Raw genomic sequence first — 19,177 nt, 5'->3', positions numbered from 1 at the left:
AACTCTCCTGCTTCTTAACACGTCCCTATCATAGGGCACATAGCAGAGACGGCCCGCCGGAATATCCCGGCGGGCCGTCTCTTTGGACTTACTTAGCGTCGACGCGCTTCTCGCGGATCTTGGCAGCCTTGCCGTGACGATCACGCAGGTAGTAGAGCTTGGCGCGACGGACGCGACCACGGGAGACAACGGTGATGGACTCAACCGAGGGCGAGTGGATCGGGAAGGTACGTTCCACGCCAACACCGAAGGACACCTTGCGAACAACGAAGGTCTCGCGAACGCCTTCACCGCGGCGAGCCAGGACGATTCCCTGGAAGGCCTGGACACGGGAGCGGTTACCTTCAATGATGTTCACGTCAACGCGAACGGTGTCGCCCGCACGGAATTCGGGGACGTCGGTCTTGAGGGACTTGTTGTCAACAATATCGAGATGATGCATTTTTCTTCTATTCCCACCCGTGCGCGCAGGTCACAAGCGATTATCGGGGCAGCTAGGCTGCCGAAGATGAATATTTCTCGCCGATACGCATCCCCCTGCGGCAGGACTTGCGTACTGTGTCAGCGAGTGATCAGCGCGTTCTAGTATGTCACATCTAGCGTTCTGGCCATAACGATGTCGTCGTTATTCTGCTCACCCACGGTGAAGTGGCGGTTGCCGACTTTCTCGAAGCCAAGCTTGGTGTAGAGGGACCGGGCGCGCTTGTTTCCCGTGTTGGTTCCAAGCCAGAGGTAGGGCCGTTCCCATTCGCGCACCCGGGAGGAGAGTTCCTCGAGGGTGGCGGTCATGAGCATCCCTGCCAGGCCCGAACCGCGCCACTGCCGGTCGAGATAGAACTTGGACAGTTCAATGAGGGGGCCCTTCCTCGGCCCCGCGGCGAGCACCGTATCAACGGGCGCGCCGTCCTCTTCACCAGCCACGCCATCCCCGTCGGGGATGGAGCTGAGAGAGTAGGCAATGAGTGCGCCCCGCGTGTCCCTCAACCCAATGAGTAGCCAGTCGGCTGACTCCATGTAGGTGGTAAACATGTCCCGGCCAAGGTGCGCGTCCATGAACGCATCAATATCGGAGGCAAGCATGTCTTGCGGGCACGCATCCGGGAACGTTCTTCTGGCCAGTTCGCTGTAGTGGCTAGCCACCTCGGGGGTGGCTGACAGTTCCGTGACGGGCCGGACCGGGTGCGCCCCAACGTCGGGGTTCTTCGGCCAGTACCACCCGTATTGCCCGAGCACGGCACGGTCGCGCCGGTCGAGTGTCGAGGCATCGAGGGCAGCAATCATGTCGGGCCTGCGCAGCGCAGTCTTGCGTAGCGCCTCGTCCCTGCGCCACCTGGCCACCCTCCCGTGGTCGCCGGAGGTGAGAATCGGGGGCACGGATTCGCCCCGCCAATCGAGCGGTCTCGTATAGTTCGGGTACTCGAGTAGCCCGGCACTGCCGTGGGATTCTTCCACGAGCGATTCGGGGTTTCCAATGACGCCGGGCACGAGCCGTGCCACGGCCTCCACGAGTGCGAGTGCCGCGACCTCTCCGCCGTTCAGCACATAGTCACCGAGGCTGTATTCGAAGACCTCAATGTCGTCGTGGCTGTCGTAGTGGGTGGCAACACGGGAGTCGATACCCTCGTACCTGCCGCAGGCAATGACGATCTGATCGCAACGCTCTGCCAGGTCCACGCAGATCTCCTGGGTGAGAGGATGACCCGCAGGTGTGGGAATCGCGAGAATGCGGCGGGGATTTTCCACCCCGACGTCCTCAACGAAAGCGGTATCGAGGGCTTTGCCCCAGATGTCGGCCCGCATGACCATCCCGGCACCGCCGCCCACCGGGGTGTCATCAACGGTGCGGTGCTTGTCCGTGGTCCAGTCCCGCAGGTCGTGCACCTGGACGTCAATCGCGCCCGCCACGGATGCCTTACCGACAAGGGAGAGCTGGAGAGAGTTGAGGTAGGAGGGGAAGACGGAGAAAATATCGAACCGCATGCTACTTCGATTCCCCGGAAGTCTCATCGGAAATGATCATCTCGTCCTCGGAGAACAGTCCCGGAGGGGCGTCGATGACCACGCAGTTATCGTCGGGATCAACTTCGGTCACGATCGCTTCCACAAACGGAACGCGGGTGATTTTTCCATCCGGTTCTTCGACAACGAGAAGATCGTGCCCAGGCATGTGCTCCAAGCCCGTCACTGCACCCAGCGTGTAGCCATCGGGATCGAGGGCCTCGAGGCCGATGAGTTCATGCCGGTACCAAGCATCGTCCTCGGGGTCTTCTTCCTCATCGGTTTCGATGACGAGAGCTACCCCGCGCAGCGACTCTGCCGCGGTGCGGTCCGTGATTTCTTCGAATACAACAAACCACGAGTCCTTGTATGTGCGGTGGCGCTTAATCGTGAGGGGGCCGGCCTCTGCTGGCTCGGTCTCGAGGATGGTGCCGACCCGGAGTCGTTTTTCTGGGAGGTCGGTTCGCACATCTAGCCGCACTTCTCCCTTGAGACCGTGGGCTGCACCGATAATCGCTACTTGTAACTGCACGTTCCCAGGGTACAAGAAGGTGCGGGCACGAATAGAATCGTGCCCGCACCTTACAGTTTGTTTAGCTTCCCACCGGCATGCCGGGGGCCGCCATGCTACGCCTGGTCTGTTTCGACCACGTCAACGCGGACAGAGCCGCGTGCCACGAGGGCGGACATAACCGAACGGAGTGCGCGTGCGGTACGGCCGGAACGGCCAATCACACGCCCCAGGTCGTCAGGGTTGACTCGGACCTCGAGGGTCTCCCCGCGCCTACCGCGCTTCGAGTCGACACGCACATCGTCAGGATTATCAACGATGCCACGCACGAGGTGCTCGAGAACATCCGCCAACATTAGGCGTCCTCTGCTGGAGCTTCTGCTTCGGTGTCAGCTTCTGCTGCTCCACCCTCAGCCTCTGTTGCGACCTTGGCCTCAGCCTTGGCTGCACGCTGCTTCTCGGCGTCGTTCTGGACGGCGGCGATGGCGGCGGCGCGTGCCTCTGCCTTCTCTTCTTCCGTCACGGTCTTGACTTCGAGAACACCTTCGGTGTTGCCCTTGCCACGGAACTTAGCCCAGTCACCGGTGATGTGGAGCTGACGACGGACTGCGTCCGACGGCTGTGCACCCACGGAGAGCCAGTACTGTGCGCGCTCCGAGTCGATCTCGATGAGCGAGGGCTCCTGAAGCGGATCGTACTTGCCGATCTCTTCAATAACGCGACCATCGCGCTTCTTGCGAGCATCGACGACGACTACACGGTAAAACGGCGCGTGGATCTTGCCCATGCGCTTCAAACGAATCTTAACTGCCACTTGTGTGGTCACTCCTGGTTCTGAGTTATGGATTGCGGGATTCTAGGTGGGGACCAAGATTCCCGGTCTCCGGGACACGCCACGAGTCGGTGAGAGGGGCCAAAAACGCGACGGGTACAGCGTTTAATTGTGCCAGATTCGGGCCTTTTCCCCAAGTGGAATAACAAGACCGATCCGTGGCATCACTCACGCGGCTGACCGTCCAGCAACACAGCCACCGGGTTGAGGAGAACCTGAGGGTTGCTACGTGGATCATCGTCGTACACCACGAGATCGGCGGCTCCGCCCTCGGACAGCGCATCGAAGCCCAGCTTCTGCCGTCCTTCCCACGAGGCGGCGGCGATCACGGTGGAGGCGGGGATGCCGGCATCAATGCAGGTGAGGAGCTCGCTTGGGAGTGTTCCAAAGCCCAGGGTGCTACCTGCGTCGGAGCCCATAAGGAAGCTGACTCCAGCATCAGCCATCGCCGCCTGGTGCTCGCGCCGGTTCTCGTACATGTCCCTCATTCGCGCCCCGTACACCGGATACTTGGTGCCGGCCTGGTTTGCGATGTCGATGAAGGTCTCGACCTGGTTGGCGGTGGGAGTAACATATACTCCTCGCTTTGCGACCTCTTTCATCTGATCGGGTGTCATGCCCGTGCCGTGCTCAATGTCGTCAACATTTGCGGCAAGCAGATCGTCAATCGTTTCGGTTGCGAACGTGTGAACCGCTACTTTGGCGCCGTTCTCGTGCGCGGCAACAACCGCGTCGATGAGAACATCGCGCGGCCACAGCGGTGTAAGGTCGGAGTCCGCTCCCCCGCTGCGATCAATCCAGTCGCCTACGAGCTTGACCCAGCCGTTTGAGCGCTGCGCTTCTTCGGCAACAACCTCGGGTAGTTCATTCGGTTCGATCTCGCGTGCAATACCGCGCAGGTAACGCTTGGGGCGGGCAATGTGTCGGCCGCAGTGAATGATGCGGGGAACATTTACTTCGGAATCGATCCAGGTCATGTCCCCGGGCGTACCGAGGTCACGGACCAGCGTGACGCCGGAGTCGAGCACTGCCTTTGCCTGATTCAGCGCGTCTTCTCGTTCGACGAAAACATCTGAACCCAAACCGATGTGGCAGTGCACGTCAACCAAGCCGGGCAGAACCGTGCCCGAAATTGTCCGTGACGGCTGTCCATCCGGCTTCTGATAAGTGATCGTGCCGTCAACAACCCAGGCCTCCGGGTGAACCTCGGTGCCTGTCAGAATGGGGCCGGTCAGGTGAATCATCGGAGGAACTTCGCGAGCTCATTGAGGTCGGGAGTATCTCCCTTGCCCTGCTGGACACCGAAGGCCGAGCCCTTGGGCTGGTTGGCCTTCCGCTGAGCCGCCTCACGTTCCTGCTGGGCGCGCTTCGCGGGGTTGCCGGACCTGCCCTTCTTGTTTGCAGACTTGCCCCGCTTGTTCTGGGCTGGCTGGCGTGCCTTCGCTCGCTTACCCATGCCCGGGAGTGAACCCATACCGGGAGCTCCGCCACCGCGCGACATCTGCTGCATCATGATCTTGGCCTTCTCGAACCGGTCCATGAGCGAGTTGACTTCCTGCACGGTCGTGCCGGAACCCTTGGCGATGCGGAGCCGGCGTGAACCGTTGAGGATCTTCGGATCCTTCCGTTCCTGGGGCGTCATGGAACGGATCATGGCCTCGACGCGGTCCACTTCGCGTTCGTCAAAGTTTTCGAGCTGGTCACGGAACTGGCCCATGCCGGGCATCATGCCCAGCATTTTCTTCATCGAGCCCATTTTCCGGACCTGCTGCAGCTGGGCGAGGAAGTCGTCGAGCGTGAACGTTCCGCCCGCCATCTTCTCCGCGAGCTCTTCGGCCTCTTCCTCGTCGTAGGCTTTCTGGGCCTGCTCGATGAGGGTTAAGACGTCACCCATGTCGAGGATGCGGGAGGCCATGCGGTCCGCATGGAAGCGCTCGAAGTCGTCAAGCTTCTCGCCCGTGGAGGCAAACAGCACCGGAACTCCGGTCACGCCACGAACAGAGAGTGCGGCACCACCGCGAGCATCACCATCGAGCTTCGACAGGACGACACCGGTGAATCCGACACCGTCACGGAAGGCGATCGAGGTTTGGACGGCGTCCTGACCTATCATCGCATCCAGGACGAACAGAGTCTCATCGGGCTTCACCGCGTCACGGATGTTGCGGGCCTGCTCCATCATCTCCTCGTCGATTCCGAGGCGACCTGCCGTATCGACGATGACAATGTTGTAGTAGTTGGCGCGTGCGTGAGCAACACCGTCACGTGCCACCTGAACGGGGTCTCCCACGCCGTTGCCGGGTTCGGGGGCCCACACGTCCACACCCGCTCGCTCACCAACGATTTGGAGCTGGTTGACGGCGTTGGGGCGCTGGAGGTCGGAGGCGATGAGGAGAACTTTATTGTCCTTCTCTTTCAGCCACTTGCCGAGCTTGCCCGCGAGGGTGGTCTTACCGGCACCCTGCAGACCCGCCAACATGATCACCGTGGGCGGGGTGGAAGCAAAGTTGAGTTCGCGGCTGTCGCCACCGAGGATCTCGATCAGTTCGTCGTTGACGATCTTGATGACCTGCTGGGCGGGGTTCAGCGCTTGGGAGGCGAGAGCAGAAACGGACTTCTCACGGACCGCGGCAGTGAACTGTCGGACCACCGGCAGGGCAACGTCCGCTTCGAGCAGGGCGCGCCTAATTTCCCGGATGGTACCGTCAACGTCCGCCTCGGAGAGGCGGCCCTTGCCGCGCAGCTGCTTAAAAGAACCGGTTATCCGATCAGAAAGTGATGCAAACACAGTCTTCCTATTCCTTTGACTTCGTTAAGGGTAGCCGTTTCCGGTGTCCTACCACTACCCATCCACCCGTGGCTCTGCCTCAACCCGAACGGTAACGACCATTCTACCGGGTATTGAATATGGTCAGGAAAACGGGCCCCACCTCACCTAACGGATCCATAGTTAAGCGTGGCTGTGGGGCGGAGTCTGCACTCCACCCCACCATCTCACCAATGTCTCGGCTACCTTTCACCAGCCACTTACCAATTGCTACGGCTTCCAGGCCTCGAACTCTTCTGCCGTGGCATACGAGTACTGGGTACCGCGCTTCGTGACGGAGTTCGCGGCGTAGCGGGATGCAGTTTTGAGGGCTGCGGGAACATCGTCACCCTTGACGATGCAGGTGGCGAAGCAGCCAATGAAGGCATCGCCCGCACCCGTGGAGTCAACAGCGTCAACCTTGAGGGATTCGACAAGGACATCGTCCGTTTCGGTCAGCCACAGGCTGCCACGGGATCCGAGGGTGACGATCAGGTTCTCAAGATTTGATTCCGCAAGGATCTTCTTTCCCGCTTCACGAATCTCATCGAGTTCGACAAGGTCCTTGCCAGCAAGCAGCGACAGCTCCGTCTCATTGGGCACGAAGTACGTGCACTTAGCGACATATTCGGGATCGAGGCGAGTATCGGCAGGAGCCGGGTTAAGAAGAACCGGCACACCCTTGTCAACGGCAAGATCAATCGCGGCATAGACCGTTTCAAGCGGAACCTCGAGTTGAAGCACGAGGAGCTCACATTCGGCAATAGCGTCAGCCGCATTTGCCACATCTTCTGGAGTGAGCAGTGCGTTCGCACCCTTGATGATGACGATCGAGTTGTTGGAGTCCTGGTCAACGAAGATTGGTGCAACTCCGGATGAGCCTTCGGTTTCGAGCACCCATTCTGTGTCGATCCCGTTGTTCTCGAAGTTCTTAATCGTGTTCGCGGCAAAAATGTCGTTACCAACACGGGTCACCATCCGCACCTTGGCACCAAGTCGCGAAGCGGCAATGGCCTGGTTCGCTCCCTTCCCACCCGGTCCCATCTCAAACTCGGGCGCTTCGAGGGTCTCCCCAATCTTTGGCATCCGCTCAATGTAAGTAATGAGATCAACCATGTTCGATCCAACAACTGCAATATCCATAGTGAACCTTCCTTCACGTCATCCTTGGCGCAAATATTCGTGGCCGCTTCGGCACCACCTTTAGATTAGGGCATGTGTACCCGATCGCCACTCCATGACGAACAGCCTGTGAAAATGTCACTGCTTAGCGTCCTGCCATAAATCCTCGTCTGGAGTACCGAAATCCAGTCCTGAAACCCAGTCCCGAATCTTGGTCGCAAAATACCGCTGTCATTCTTCGTAGAGGAGGATGTCACCGGGCTGGCAGTCGAGCACTCGGCAGATCGCGTCGAGGGTTGAAAGGCGCACGGCTTTTGCTCGGCCATTCTTCAGAACGGCAACATTGGCTGGGGTGATGCCAACAGCATCGGCGAACTCCCCGACGCTCATGCCACGCTCAGCCAACATTCGATCAATCGTGACCCTGATTGCCATCACACGACCTCGTCCAGTTCGGTCCGCATGTCAATGGCGTTACTGAGCAGGGAGCGGAGAACGAGGGTGATGCTGGCAATAGCAAGGAGAGTCAGGCACCCGATGACCTGAACGACCAAAAGGAACGGGCTTCCAGCCTGACCGTTGCTGATAACAAACGATCCGGAGGTGATGAGCGCGACTGCCCACACGGCAGTCACAACGAGAACATCCACCCACAGCAGTGACGAGCGCATGAGCATACTGCCGGAGTAAATGCGTTGAACGAGCAGCGCGATCATGGCGAGGGCAATCAGACCGAGAAGTACGAGGGCGATCGCAGCCGCAAGTAACGGGTTACGCAGATCCGCGTATTCGGGAAGGCTGATGGCCACTTCCGCCGACACGCTAGGCAGGAGCGCTATCGCTCCAACTCCAAGCAGAAACAGAGCCGCCAAGAATCCCTCCGTCATGACTACTGAGGCAAGCGAAGGGCGACGATCAAAAAGATTCATCTATTGATTTTCGATAGATATCTATCGAAAATCAATAGGTAAGTTCTCGTTCTTTACCTCAGAGAAAAGACTCTCAATCTTCCTTTACAGCAGGCTCTGATCGGCCCTAGCGACGAGGAAAATCAACTCCAAATAACCCTATGCGCCCGCTACACGAAGTACGCCACATACTCCGTGCACGCTCTTGATGCCCTGATGCCCTCGACGCCGACTACATGAAAAGTGGCGGCCCAAGTCAGGGCCGCCACTTCACTACACGTCCTGCACGGACAGTGAATTCGTTTACCTCGCTAGTTGAGGAGGGCGTCGACGAATCCTTCCGGATCAAACGGTGCGAGATCATCTGCACCTTCGCCAAGTCCAACGAACTTGACGGGAACTCCGAGGGTGCGCTGAACGTTGATGACGATGCCGCCCTTGGCGGTGCCGTCAAGCTTGGTGAGGACGATGCCGGTGATGCCCACGACTTCGGAGAACACCTTGGCCTGGGACATGGCGTTCTGACCGGTGGTGGCATCGATAACGAGGAGAACTTCGCGGACCGGGGCCTGCTTCTCCATGACCCTCTTAATCTTGCCCAGTTCATCCATGAGGCCGGCCTTGTTTTGGAGGCGACCTGCAGTATCGACAACGACAACATCCGCGTTCTGCTTACGTCCCTCAGCAACGGCCTCGAAGGCAACCGATGCGGGGTCTGCTCCCTCAATGTCCGAACGAACAACGTCAACTCCGACGCGTTCGCCCCAGGTGGCGAGCTGCTCTGCAGCTGCTGCACGGAAGGTGTCCGCAGCACCGAGGACTACGGTCTTGTCTTCGGCAACGAGTACGCGGGAGAGCTTGCCGATGGTCGTCGTCTTGCCGGTCCCGTTGACGCCAACGACGAGAACGGTGGCGGGGTGGTGCTGACCATCATCTCCAACACCTGGGGTGGTATCCAGGGTTCGGTCGAGCGAGGGATCAACGAGGGCAAGGAGCTGTTCGCGCAGGATCTCTCGCACCACGCTCGTATCGGTCGTGCCACGCACCTTGGTTTCGGTGCGGAGCTTCTCCATGAGATCGTCGCTGGCTTCCAGGCCAACATCGGCTGCGAGGAGGGTTTCTTCAATCTCGTCCCAGTCGTCTTCCGAGAGGTCTGCGCGGGAGAGGATGGAGAGGAGGGCCTTGCCCATGGAACCGGAGCGTGCAAGGCGTGCGCGCAGGCGCTGCATGCGGGAGGGAACGGATTCCGGGGTTTCCAGGGTGGGAACCGGGGCATCTTCCACCACCGGTTCATCGGACACCACATCCGGTTCGGCAACGGCCTGATCGGCCCTGGCTTCCTCATCGGTGATGACGGGCGTTGTGGTCTCGTCGAGACGGTACTGGTCACCCTTACGCTTCTTCGATCCTGCATACAGGCCGATGACAACGCCGAGCACCACGATGACGGCTAGAACAATATAGAGAGTTTCTGGCATGACACCAGTTTCCCCCATCTTCCACCCCGAGTACACCCAGGCCGCTCTTTGACCAGGAGCAATCCACATTCATAACAAGTGAGGAATCCAGTTTTACCAGAGGCTGGTCTGACCGGCGATCAGATCAGCGATCAGAGCGGCGTGCGGGTTTGTCCGTTTCCTACGCGTTCAGTCTCCTCTTGGGGCTAGTGTGGTGCTACACACTACAAGGAGGTAGGAATGAAAGCTCTGGTCAAGCCCAAACAGGGTCCCGGATTAGAGTTACGTGACGTCGCTGAACCCACACCAGGGCATGACGAAGTCAAGATCAAAGTCCTTCATGCAGGGTTGTGCGGAACCGACCTCCACATCCTGGAATGGGACGATTTCGCGGCCGCCCATGTCTCCCCCGGTCAGGTCATTGGCCACGAGTTCTTCGGTGAAATCGTCGACCTTGGCCCCGGCGTGGAACGAGACGATCGTTCCGATGTACTCCGGATAGGCGATCGTGTTTCAGTCGAGGGTCACGTCATTTGCGGCAGGTGCCGCAACTGCCGCGGCGGGAGGCACCACATGTGCATCCGCACCTCCTCCATCGGAGTCGACCGTGACGGTGCCTTCGCGACCTACGTGACCGTTCCCGCCCACAACGTCTGGGTGCAACCACCGGAGATTGATCCCGAACTGGGTGCAATCTTCGATCCTTTTGGGAATGCGGTCCACACGGCCTTTCAGTATCCCCTCACCGGTGAGGATGTGTTCATCACAGGGGCCGGCCCGATTGGGATCATGTCCGCCCTCATCGCCCGTCATGCAGGCGCCCGCCATGTCGTTCTCACCGATGTCTTCGACGATCGACTCGACCTGGCACGCAAGGCTTTCGACGGCTACGGGGCAGTTGTCCTGGTCAATGCCACCACGACGGACATTGCCGATCTGCAGCGGGATTTGGGCATGAAGGAGGGCTTCGATGTGGCATTTGAAATGTCGGGAAGCCCGAGGGCCATGGACTCGATCATCAACAATCTGACGCACGGCGGGAAGATTGCAATGCTGGGCTTGCCCGCGCACCCATACAGGATTGACTGGAATCGGGTGATCACCCGCATGTTCACCATCACGGGCGTGTACGGACGGGAAATGTTTGACACCTGGTACACGGCCACCACCATTCTCCTCTCCTCCGAGCCGCTACGAGAAGCACTCCGCACACTCATCACTCACAGGTTCCCTGCCGAGCGGTGGCAGGAAGCATTCGAGGCTGCGGGGTCTGGCCATGCAGGAAAAGTATTGATCGATTGGAGTAACTCATGGTGACGTTCACGGACCAGCTCGCTGGAGAACTGGCAGACATTGAAGAGGCCGGACTGACAAAGAGGGAACGGCTCCTCACCTCACCACAAGCCCCGCACATCACCACCTCGAAGGGCCCTGCCCTTAACTTCTGTGCCAACAACTATCTCGGTCTTGCCAACAATCCTGAGATTATTGCCGCCGCACACGAAGGTTTGGACGAGATGGGATTCGGGGCCGCCTCCGTCCGCTTTATTTGCGGTACTCACGAGGCACACTCACTCCTCGAACAGGAGATTGCCGACTTCGTGGGTAAGGAGGCAGCGATCCTCTTCCCCTCCTGTTTTGACGCGAACGGGGCACTTTTCGAAGTGCTACTCACTGCCGAGGACGCAGTCATTTCCGATTCCCTCAACCACGCCTCCATCATCGACGGCGTCCGCCTCTCAAAAGCCCAACGTTTTCGGTACGCGAATCGGGACATGGTGGGGCTCGAGAAAGCTCTGAAGGAAGCGTCATCTGCGCGAGACACTTGAAAAGAACGCCACGCATTTCAGGGAGCGAATGACCGAGGCGGGATTCGATCTTCTCCCTGGCTCCCACGCCATCATCGCCGTCATGTTCCCCGGCGAAGACGGTGCGAGGCTGGCAGGTCAGATTGCTGACGACATGCTCAAGCTCGGTGTCTACGTCACCGCATTCTCGTTCCCCGTGGTCCCCCGAGGCGAGGCACGGATTCGTGTTCAACTCTCTGCCGCCCACAGTGAGGCCGACATCGACGCCTGCGTTGATGCGTTCATTGCTTCCCGTGACCGTGTCACGGCAGAAAACAAATAGAGAGACTAGTACTTAGTTCTTGTGAGTGGCTGTCGCAATTCCCAGTCCCTCACAAGCCTCTCCATGTCACATACTTGGCCGAAGGACTCGCGGCAGGTCCCTTGCTCGCCCGCGGATCAACCGAGAGGGTACAACTGGCTTCGTCACGAGTATCGATGCCGTTGGGGTGGGTCTAAAAGTGTAGGTCTGCTAATCGAGGGTGACGATGCGGTCGGCACGGTCACGGGTTTTTGCAATGATTTCCGCATTAGCTTGATCCGGTCCAAGTGACCAGGCCTTTGCTGCGTCAGGATCCTTGCCCGAGGCAACGTGGCGTTCGATAAGACGGGAAATCCTTAAGTTCTCGTTCACTTCCACAAACCAGGACTCATCGAGCAGCTCCTTCACTCCAGCCCACGGTTCCTCGTTCATGAGCAAGTAGTTGCCTTCGGTGATGACAAGGGTGGCGGTGGAGGGGATACGGATGGCGGAGGCGATAGAGTTTCCGATGCCACGCTGGTAGGCAGGCGCATAAATGTCGTTGGGTTCGGTGCGGATGCGCTGGAGAAGTGAAATGTATCCGTGAGCGTCAAACGTGTCGGGTGCTCCCTTCCGATCACGCCTTCCCAACCTGACGAGTTCATCATTTGTGTAGTGGAAACCATCCATGCCCACCACAACACACGACTCCCCCAAGGATTCCTGAATGGCGTGAGCGAGGGTGGATTTACCAGCACCGGGTGCACCGGCGATACCAAGAATTGTGCGCGTAGTGGCGAGTTGCCGTGCGCGGTCGAGTAGCTGAGAGGGAACGTCGATACGTGTCATGAAGTCTTGCGTGAGGATTCGTGCCCAGCGTGGGAGAAGAAATCACCGAGCGACACGTCATCGATCTGGTCTTCAAGACTTCCGAGTTCCCTTTTACGCAGGGCGCTGTAGGACTCGCTCACGAGACCCACCGTTTCGTCCCACGTATTCGCAGCATCGGGGTCGCGGCGCACCAACATGACAATAGAGATGACGAGGAGGACCAACCCGACAAGCGCAAGAAACATTCCAATACTCACGCTTCTAATTATGGCTGGACCTGCACGAATAAGACATGCTCGAACACGGCAAGTGACCGAATTGTAATCTAAGCTAGCTGTGAACTCACACTCGCTGGATGTTTCCGGGCGTATTGGGAAATCAATTCGAGCAGTGGGTCACGCCGACATTTCAGACATAACTCAACCGTTACGTGCTTGGGCTGAGCTCCTTCAACCTCTGTGAGATCACCGTCGAGACGCCCTTTTCCCTCATGGCAACCCCGTAGATCGTGTCCGCGATTTCCATGGTCCGCTTTTGGTGGGTGATGACGATGAGCTGGGAGGAGTCCTGAAGGTCTCGAAACATGTTGAGCATCCGCCCCAGGTTCACATCATCAAGAGCCGCTTCAACCTCGTCAAGAACGTAGAACGGCGAGGGCCGTGCCTTGAAGATGGCGACGAGGAACGCGAGCGCCGTCAGAGACCGCTCACCACCCGACAGGAGCGAGAGCCGCTTGACTCGCTTGCCTGGGGGCCTGGCCTCGATCTCGATGCCCGCGGTGAGCGGATCATCGCCCGTGAGCACGAGCCGTCCCTCCCCTCCCGGGAAGAGGGTATCGAAAACCTGGACGAAGGCATTCTGAACGTCCTCGTAGGCTGTGCTGAGGACTGACTGAACCTTCTCATCAATATCGTTGACGATCTGAACGAGATCAGCCTTAGACTTCCTCAGATCATCGAGCTGGTTCGACAGGTAGGTGTGACGCTCTTCGAGAGCAGCGTGCTCCTCAAGCGCGAGCGGATTGATTTTGCCCAGGCGTGCAAGCTTTCGCTGTGACTGTTCAAAGCGTTTCTGCTGTTCGTCACGAACGTAGGGTGTGGGACCATCCTCGCCCGGCACCTGCACAAGCGGACCAAACTCGTTGACGAGTTCTTCGGCCCCCATGGCCAGTTCGACACGTGCCTTGTCGGAGAGCTGTTCGAGCAGGATCCGCTGCTCGGCCTTCGCGATGTCTCTGCGGTTTGTCGCATCATCCACCTCGGCGAGCTTTTCTTGCACCTCTTCAAGGCGCTGCCGGGCTTGAGCGAGAGCAACATCCCGATCCGATCGACCTAGCTCCGCTTCTTTACGCAAGCGCGCAGCCGTATCACGGGCCGCCTCAACCCGGGTCAGAGTCTCGGAGGCCAAGGTTGCGACCTGCCGGGCAATGGTCGCGTGGTGGGCCCTCCGAGCCTTTCTGCGTTGCTCTTCCACGAGGCGTGCCTCTTCGGTACGAGCGTGTCGTTCGAGGGAGTCTGCCTTGCCGGCAATGACCGTGGAGCGTTCTTGGGCGATCCGAAGTGCGAGCCTCGCCTCGGTTTCTTCCGAGCGGGCAGCCACTGTTGTCTCGTGCAGGGTGGTCTTGCGTGCCTGCGCGGCGGCAAGCTTTGATTCCAGGTCTTCTGGAGCAACGTCCTGGGCTTCTCGATCCGACTCGAGGCCGGCGAGTTCTTCTTGGCGCTGGGCAAGCTCAACACCGATGCGTTCGAGCCTTTGCGTATTACGCTCCACCTCGGCCCGTGCCGCACTCAGTGACTGGCGCAGCACGCCGAGTTGGGCGGTGGCTGCCGCCAGCTGAGCATCGCGGGTGTGCAATTCGGAGCTCGTCGCCGCGTACCTGCCTTCAATATCGTCAAGAGTAGCCTGGGCCTTCTCCACAGCGGCATTGGCCTTTTCCAGGTCGAGGGCCGCCTGGTCGGCTTCGCTGCGTGCGGTGCGGGCTGCGGCCTGGCGGGCGAGAATCGAGGCTTCGGATACCGAGCCACCGCGAGCGCTTCCAGGACCAACCGCATCACCTTCGCGAGTGACGACGCGTGGTGCCCCAGCAGTGACCAGGCGACCGGCCAAGGTCAGGTCTGTCGCGAGAATTGTTCCGGCTAGAACCTCGTCCAGCCCATTCCAGCCACCAACGGCTTCGGTGGCAAGTATCGCATCATCGGTGCTGACGCCTACCTGTTCGAGAGCTCGCTTAGCTTGTTCCTGAAGCTCTCGATCAGCCTGTGTTTCCCTGCCTTCGACGGCCAGGACTACCCGCCCGCCTTCGCCTTCTCGGACGTAGCGGAGTGCTGAGATTGCGGAGTCGACATCAGCGGCAGTCAGTGCCTCTGCGAGGTCTCCAAGTGCCGCTTCGGCTGCGGCTTCCCAACCGTCGGTCACCTCGAGGTGGGTGCGGAGCCATCCGGTGATTCCGTGGACGTTTTCCAGTACTTGGGTGGAGCCGTCTTCGGGCTCGAGTGAGAGCGCAAGGGTTTCTGCTCGAGTGTTGGAGATGTCTCGGCGCCCGCGTGCTTCCGACTGTTCGTTCCGGGCGGCTGTCAGGCCTTCCTTTGCGCTTGCGACCTGCTCGGACAGCTTTTCGTGTTCCTTCGACAGGTCATCGTTCCCACCATCGTGGGCGACGATGGACTCTTCTGCGGAGGCAACCTTGGTGCGTGCGTCCTCTTCACGGATCTTTGCAGCATCCCGTGCAGACTCGACTCGTTCCCGCTCTTCCGTCAGTGACTGGACTCGGCTGGTGGCGGTCACGATCCTGCCGCTGAGGCGTGCCGCGTCTTCCCTGCGGTCGGCGATGGTGCGGGACAGGGACGAGATCTCTCGATCGAGTTCCTTTTCTTCGTTCTCGGCCGTCTCGCGCTTCGTGATCGCGGCGGTTAGGGTGCGTTCCGTTTCTTCAGCCCTGTGCTTGAGCTCTGTTTCTTCGGCACGGACCGTTGCGGCCCTCGACCGGATCTCTTCGGGGGATTCCTTGCGCTGGGTTTCCTGGTGGGACGAGAGTGAGCGGGCGCGCTCCCCTGCAAGGTTCACGAGGGAGGAGAAGCGTTCGGCCTGGGTGGAGAGCCGCTGCCACGATTCAGTCAGGTCGGCGATAATCGGGTTTGCTTTGGCTCGTTCTTCTTCAAGGTGGGCAACTTCTTCACGCACTTCACTGCGCTTGCTTGCGAGTTCTTCGCGCCGCGCACGCATCCGCCCTTCATCTTCCTCAGCGGCGCTGAGGCGGGCCTGAACCTGGGCAATGTCGTCTGCGAGGAGGCGGGCTTGAGCGTCCCTAAGTTCGGCTTGGATGACCTGGGCATTGCGCGCGGCCTGCGCTTGCCGTGCAAGGGGACCAAGCTGCCTGCGCAGCTCGGTCGTGAGGTCGGCAAGCCTGTTGAGGTTTGTCTCCATCGACTCCATTTTCCGCAGGGCTTTCTCTTTCCTGCGGCGGTGCTTGAGGACCCCGGCGGCTTCTTCAATGAAGGAGCGTCGTTCTTCGGGGGTGGCTTGGAGGACGGAGTCGAGCCTGCCCTGCCCAACGATGACATGCATTTCCTTCCCCATGCCTGTATCGGACAGGAGCTCCTGAATATCAAGGAGCCTGACGGGGGAACCGTTGATCGCGTATTCGGATCCGCCGGACCGGAAAAGGGTACGGGAGATCGTCACTTCCGTGTAGGAAATGGGGAGCGCACCGTCGGAGTTATCGATCGTGAGGGACACTTCGGCGCGGCCCAGTGCCGGCCTGTCAGCAGTGCCGGCAAAGATGACATCGGCCATGGACCCGCCACGCAGGGTTTTCGCGCCCTGCTCACCCATGACCCACGAGAGCGCATCAACAACGTTGGACTTACCAGAACCGTTGGGACCAACAACGCAGTTGATACCGGGTTCGAAGGTCAGCGTTGTCGCGGTCGCAAAGGACTTGAAACCGCGGAGCGTCAGCTGTTTGAGATGCACGAAGCTAGTTTAGGGCACTCTCCCCCCGAATCAGTGCAGGTCATCCGCAGAGCCCTCTTCTCACGCCACCTTCTCGCACCTCTTTCACCACCTTGACGGGTATAACCCTCCACGGACATGGTTAGCTAGTGCAGCGGCTGCAGACATGGGTGTGGGGCGAGTTTCCTCGCCCCACACGGTTCATTTTGCTCTGTCGTAGCTACTGGTTGCGGTTATTCTGCGCTGTTCGCGCGGCTGCCTCTAGTCGAGGCCTGCCGTGATCGCGTCAGCGATCTTGTCGACACCTGCCCAGCACTTGGGATCCTTGGTGGAAACAATGACGGTCTCCCCCTGCTTAATGCCGAGGGCCATGATCGACATGATCGAGTCCGCCTCCGCATCGTTAATGAAGATCTCACCTTCGTATTCGCCTGCCATGGCGGCGACTTGGGCGGCGGGGCGAGCATGGAGGCCCGCCTCGTCGGCCACGACGGCTTCCCTCTTGAAGAATCCATTCGAGTCCTCGGATCCCGATTCGGGAGCCGGGGTCGTGTCGAGCTTGTCGATGTAGATCGAAGCGGAGCCAAGAGCGGCACTGGCCGCCTCCCACAGGTCAGAACCCTGCTGAGCGGAGACCGCTGCCGCTATCGCACCTTCGAGGAAGGGAGCGTCCGCAAAGACAACTTCCTTGTCCTCCAATGTTTCAAGCACAGCTTCCACGGTCATGGTGGCCGAACCAAGGTCGGTCAGCACCAGTGCAGCAAGGCCCTGAGAGCGGAGGGACTGGATGGCGGACTCGATCTTCTCGTACGAGGTTCCGATCCCACCATCATCAAGCCCGCCCGCGGGCACGATCGTGACATCCGCTGCCATCTGTCCCGCGAGCTCCCCCAGTCCCCGAGCGATGAGCTCGGAGTGAGAGACAAGTACGAGACCGACGGAGATGCTCACTTCTCTGCCGCCTTCGCCGCCTCTTCCAGAAGGTAAGCGCTCGAGGTCGCACCCGGGTCGCGGTGACCGATAGAGCGCTCACCCAGGTAGGAGGCACGCCCCTTGGTGGCCTTGAGCGGACCGGTGGCAACCGCACCTGCCTGCGCAGCATCAGCGGCTGCACGGAGCACTGCCTCGGGTGCGAGACCATCCTTTGCTGCCTTCTCGGCGGCACGAACGGCCGGAGCCCATGCATCCACCATCGTCTTCTCACCCTCGTCGGCCTTGCCTCGGGCCTGGATGCCGGCGAGGCCAGCTTCCAGCATCGCCACAAGATCGCGCGGGCCAAGATTCTCTGCTGTCACTTCCTTGGCGGCGCGAAGGAATGCGGTACCAAGGAGCGGGCCGGAGGCGCCACCGACGGTGGACATGAGGGTGGTGGCGACCAGCTTGAGGACATCACCGGAGTTGGACACGTCGGCACTGGACAGCTTGGATTTCACTGCGGTGAAGCCGCGATCAAGGTTTTCTCCGTGGTCGCCGTCCCCAATAGCGCGGTCGAGCTCAATGAGTTCTTCGCGGTGCTCGGAGACCGTCTTCACGCAGCCTTCGATCCAGGCGATTGCCCAATCTTTACCAAGTGTCATGCTTACATTCCCTTTCGGTATGCCACCGTGTTCACGGGGGCGTCGAACAGTTCAATCATTTCGTCATCAGCCTTGAGCAGGGTGACAGACGCTCCCTGCATCTCCAAGCTCGTGATGTACGAGCCAACGAGGCTGCGGGAAATTTCTACATTCAGCTCACCGAGCCGCTTCGCGACGCGTGCGTACATGATGTACAGCTCGGACAGCGGGGTGCCTCCCATGCCGTTCACGAGAACGATAGCCTTCTCGCCACCTGCAAGACCCAGGTCCTTGACGACCGGGTCAAGAAGCTGGTCGGTGATCTCGTCGGCCGTTGCCATCGGGATCCGGTGGCGGCCCGGCTCACCGTGAATGCCGATACCGATCTCGACTTCGTTTTCTGCGAGTTCGAAGGAGGGCTTACCAGCGTGAGGTACCGTACAGGCGCTGAGCGCAACACCCATGGAACGCACGTTGTCGATAACGCGCTGAGCAACCTCGGTCACGCCCTCAAGATCATCACCGCGCTCGGCAGCCGCTCCGGCAATCTTCTCCACGAGCATCGTGCCTGCTACGCCACGACGGCCTGCGGTGTAGAGGGAGTCTTCGACCGCTACGTCGTCGTTGACGATGACCGAGGCAACCTTGATGTCCTCGGCGTCAGCAAGTTCGGCTGCCGTTTCGAAGTTGAGGACGTCACCGGTGTAGTTCTTGACGATGTGGAGAACCCCGGCACCGCGGTCAGCGATCTTCGTAGCATCGAGAATCGGGTCCGGGGTAGGCGAGGTAAAGACAGCACCGGGAACGGCAGCATCCAGCATTCCGTAGCCGACAAAGCCTGCGTGCAGGGGTTCGTGGCCGGAGCCACCACCCGAAACGAGGCCGACCTTGCCTTCGTCCTTCACTTCGGCGCGCGAAACCACCATGGGTTCTTCTTGGAAGAGGACGTGCTCGGGGTGGGCCCCAGCAAATCCGCGGACTGATTCGATAACGACATTGTGTGGATCATTGATGAGCTTTTTCACTGGGACTCCTTCGGCCAGATCATGGTGTTCCACCACACACTATACGCTGGAGAGCGGGCTTCAGCGACCACTGCGCCACTCTTTCTCGTAAC

The 19,177-nt window shown here is 59.8% G+C and carries 20 protein-coding genes; 3 read left to right on the top strand and 17 right to left on the bottom strand.

Annotated elements, in window-relative coordinates:
* Positions 1–88: 88 nt before the first annotated feature.
* The 11 genes from rplS to ftsY form a co-directional block, all read right to left on the bottom strand.
* The gene (gene rplS, locus BN1241_RS02195; protein WP_054952087.1) at positions 89–442 is read right to left on the bottom strand and encodes a 50S ribosomal protein L19; all 354 of its coding nucleotides are present in this window, start codon (positions 440–442) and stop codon (positions 89–91) included.
* 140 nt (positions 443–582) lie between these two features.
* Positions 583–1,980, bottom strand: coding sequence for a tRNA (guanosine(37)-N1)-methyltransferase TrmD (gene trmD / locus BN1241_RS02190; RefSeq protein WP_054952086.1), 1,398 nt, complete (start codon positions 1,978–1,980; stop codon positions 583–585).
* 1 nt (position 1,981) lies between these two features.
* A complete protein-coding gene (gene rimM, locus BN1241_RS02185; protein WP_054952085.1) occupies positions 1,982–2,530 on the bottom strand; it encodes a ribosome maturation factor RimM in 549 nt (182 codons plus the stop codon).
* Positions 2,531–2,625: 95 nt separating this feature from the next.
* Positions 2,626–2,865: an RNA-binding protein gene (locus BN1241_RS02180; protein WP_054952084.1), complete on the bottom strand. Its 240-nt coding sequence runs from the start codon at positions 2,863–2,865 to the stop codon at positions 2,626–2,628.
* Positions 2,865–3,323 carry a 30S ribosomal protein S16 gene (rpsP, locus tag BN1241_RS02175; protein ID WP_054952083.1) on the bottom strand — a complete coding sequence of 153 codons (459 nt, stop codon included), beginning with the start codon at positions 3,321–3,323 and terminating at the stop codon, positions 2,865–2,867. Before rpsP ends, BN1241_RS02180 begins: the two co-directional genes overlap by 1 nt.
* 182 nt (positions 3,324–3,505) lie before the next feature.
* A complete protein-coding gene (locus BN1241_RS02170; protein WP_054952082.1) occupies positions 3,506–4,585 on the bottom strand; it encodes an amidohydrolase family protein in 1,080 nt (359 codons plus the stop codon).
* On the bottom strand, positions 4,582–6,129 hold the full coding sequence (gene ffh, locus BN1241_RS02165; RefSeq protein ID WP_054952081.1) for a signal recognition particle protein: 1,548 nt from the start codon (positions 6,127–6,129) through the stop codon (positions 4,582–4,584). The genes BN1241_RS02170 and ffh overlap by 4 nt, the downstream gene beginning before the upstream one ends.
* A 249-nt stretch (positions 6,130–6,378) precedes the next feature.
* The gene (rbsK, locus tag BN1241_RS02160; RefSeq protein WP_054952080.1) at positions 6,379–7,290 is read right to left on the bottom strand and encodes a ribokinase; all 912 of its coding nucleotides are present in this window, start codon (positions 7,288–7,290) and stop codon (positions 6,379–6,381) included.
* A gap of 210 nt (positions 7,291–7,500) precedes the next feature.
* The gene (locus tag BN1241_RS02155) at positions 7,501–7,704 is read right to left on the bottom strand and encodes a helix-turn-helix domain-containing protein (RefSeq protein WP_054952079.1); all 204 of its coding nucleotides are present in this window, start codon (positions 7,702–7,704) and stop codon (positions 7,501–7,503) included.
* Positions 7,704–8,198 (bottom strand): DUF2975 domain-containing protein, encoded by a 495-nt coding sequence (locus BN1241_RS02150; RefSeq protein WP_082418163.1) that lies wholly within the window; start codon positions 8,196–8,198, stop codon positions 7,704–7,706. The genes BN1241_RS02155 and BN1241_RS02150 overlap by 1 nt, the downstream gene beginning before the upstream one ends.
* A gap of 290 nt (positions 8,199–8,488) precedes the next feature.
* Positions 8,489–9,655 carry a signal recognition particle-docking protein FtsY gene (gene ftsY / locus BN1241_RS02145; RefSeq protein ID WP_054952400.1) on the bottom strand — a complete coding sequence of 389 codons (1,167 nt, stop codon included), beginning with the start codon at positions 9,653–9,655 and terminating at the stop codon, positions 8,489–8,491.
* 219 nt (positions 9,656–9,874) lie between these two features.
* Here ftsY and tdh point away from each other — a divergent pair, with 219 nt between their 5' ends.
* From tdh to BN1241_RS13170, 3 genes are read left to right on the top strand one after another with little or no spacing between them, the layout of a single operon-like run.
* The gene (tdh, locus tag BN1241_RS02140) at positions 9,875–10,951 is read left to right on the top strand and encodes an L-threonine 3-dehydrogenase (protein ID WP_054952077.1); all 1,077 of its coding nucleotides are present in this window, start codon (positions 9,875–9,877) and stop codon (positions 10,949–10,951) included.
* A complete protein-coding gene (locus BN1241_RS13175) occupies positions 10,945–11,463 on the top strand; it encodes an aminotransferase class I/II-fold pyridoxal phosphate-dependent enzyme (protein WP_054952076.1) in 519 nt (172 codons plus the stop codon). Before tdh ends, BN1241_RS13175 begins: the two co-directional genes overlap by 7 nt.
* A gap of 28 nt (positions 11,464–11,491) precedes the next feature.
* On the top strand, positions 11,492–11,764 hold the full coding sequence (locus tag BN1241_RS13170; RefSeq protein ID WP_054952075.1) for a PLP-dependent aminotransferase family protein: 273 nt from the start codon (positions 11,492–11,494) through the stop codon (positions 11,762–11,764).
* 189 nt (positions 11,765–11,953) lie between these two features.
* On the opposite strand, the gene BN1241_RS02125 is transcribed toward BN1241_RS13170, so the two are convergent.
* The 6 genes from BN1241_RS02125 to dhaK form a co-directional block, all read right to left on the bottom strand.
* A complete protein-coding gene (locus BN1241_RS02125; protein ID WP_054952074.1) occupies positions 11,954–12,571 on the bottom strand; it encodes a nucleoside/nucleotide kinase family protein in 618 nt (205 codons plus the stop codon).
* Positions 12,568–12,810 (bottom strand): hypothetical protein, encoded by a 243-nt coding sequence (locus BN1241_RS02120; RefSeq protein ID WP_147599212.1) that lies wholly within the window; start codon positions 12,808–12,810, stop codon positions 12,568–12,570. Before BN1241_RS02120 ends, BN1241_RS02125 begins: the two co-directional genes overlap by 4 nt.
* Before the next feature lie 169 nt (positions 12,811–12,979).
* Positions 12,980–16,525, bottom strand: a complete 3,546-nt coding sequence (gene smc, locus BN1241_RS02115) for a chromosome segregation protein SMC (RefSeq protein ID WP_054952072.1) — start codon at positions 16,523–16,525, stop codon at positions 12,980–12,982.
* Between the two features lie 240 nt (positions 16,526–16,765).
* The gene (dhaM, locus tag BN1241_RS02110; protein ID WP_054952071.1) at positions 16,766–17,455 is read right to left on the bottom strand and encodes a dihydroxyacetone kinase phosphoryl donor subunit DhaM; all 690 of its coding nucleotides are present in this window, start codon (positions 17,453–17,455) and stop codon (positions 16,766–16,768) included.
* Positions 17,452–18,081 (bottom strand): dihydroxyacetone kinase subunit DhaL, encoded by a 630-nt coding sequence (gene dhaL, locus BN1241_RS02105; protein ID WP_054952070.1) that lies wholly within the window; start codon positions 18,079–18,081, stop codon positions 17,452–17,454. Before dhaL ends, dhaM begins: the two co-directional genes overlap by 4 nt.
* A 2-nt stretch (positions 18,082–18,083) precedes the next feature.
* Positions 18,084–19,085 (bottom strand): dihydroxyacetone kinase subunit DhaK, encoded by a 1,002-nt coding sequence (gene dhaK, locus BN1241_RS02100; RefSeq protein WP_054952069.1) that lies wholly within the window; start codon positions 19,083–19,085, stop codon positions 18,084–18,086.
* Positions 19,086–19,177 lie beyond the last annotated feature (92 nt).

This window comes from Flaviflexus massiliensis, assembly GCF_001375495.1.
GTDB lineage: Bacteria > Actinomycetota > Actinomycetes > Actinomycetales > Actinomycetaceae > Flaviflexus > Flaviflexus massiliensis.
This window is presented reverse-complemented; position numbering and strand designations above follow the sequence as displayed.

What these genes read in the sequence shown, in the direction of transcription:
- dhaL (WP_054952070.1), bottom strand. Translation starts at nt 18,081, where the DNA reads ATGACACTTGGTAAAGATTGGGCAATCGCCTGGATCGAAGGCTGCGTG.
- BN1241_RS02180 (WP_054952084.1), bottom strand. Translation starts at nt 2,865, where the DNA reads ATGTTGGCGGATGTTCTCGAGCACCTCGTGCGTGGCATCGTTGATAAT.
- BN1241_RS02150 (WP_082418163.1), bottom strand. Translation starts at nt 8,198, where the DNA reads ATGAATCTTTTTGATCGTCGCCCTTCGCTTGCCTCAGTAGTCATGACG.
- rplS (WP_054952087.1), bottom strand. Translation starts at nt 442, where the DNA reads ATGCATCATCTCGATATTGTTGACAACAAGTCCCTCAAGACCGACGTC.
- rbsK (WP_054952080.1), bottom strand. Translation starts at nt 7,290, where the DNA reads ATGGATATTGCAGTTGTTGGATCGAACATGGTTGATCTCATTACTTAC.
- tdh (WP_054952077.1), top strand. Translation starts at nt 9,875, where the DNA reads ATGAAAGCTCTGGTCAAGCCCAAACAGGGTCCCGGATTAGAGTTACGT.
- trmD (WP_054952086.1), bottom strand. Translation starts at nt 1,980, where the DNA reads ATGCGGTTCGATATTTTCTCCGTCTTCCCCTCCTACCTCAACTCTCTC.
- ftsY (WP_054952400.1), bottom strand. Translation starts at nt 9,655, where the DNA reads ATGCCAGAAACTCTCTATATTGTTCTAGCCGTCATCGTGGTGCTCGGC.
- BN1241_RS02125 (WP_054952074.1), bottom strand. Translation starts at nt 12,571, where the DNA reads ATGACACGTATCGACGTTCCCTCTCAGCTACTCGACCGCGCACGGCAA.
- BN1241_RS02170 (WP_054952082.1), bottom strand. Translation starts at nt 4,585, where the DNA reads ATGATTCACCTGACCGGCCCCATTCTGACAGGCACCGAGGTTCACCCG.
- BN1241_RS13175 (WP_054952076.1), top strand. Translation starts at nt 10,945, where the DNA reads ATGGTGACGTTCACGGACCAGCTCGCTGGAGAACTGGCAGACATTGAA.
- BN1241_RS02155 (WP_054952079.1), bottom strand. Translation starts at nt 7,704, where the DNA reads ATGGCAATCAGGGTCACGATTGATCGAATGTTGGCTGAGCGTGGCATG.
- BN1241_RS13170 (WP_054952075.1), top strand. Translation starts at nt 11,492, where the DNA reads ATGACCGAGGCGGGATTCGATCTTCTCCCTGGCTCCCACGCCATCATC.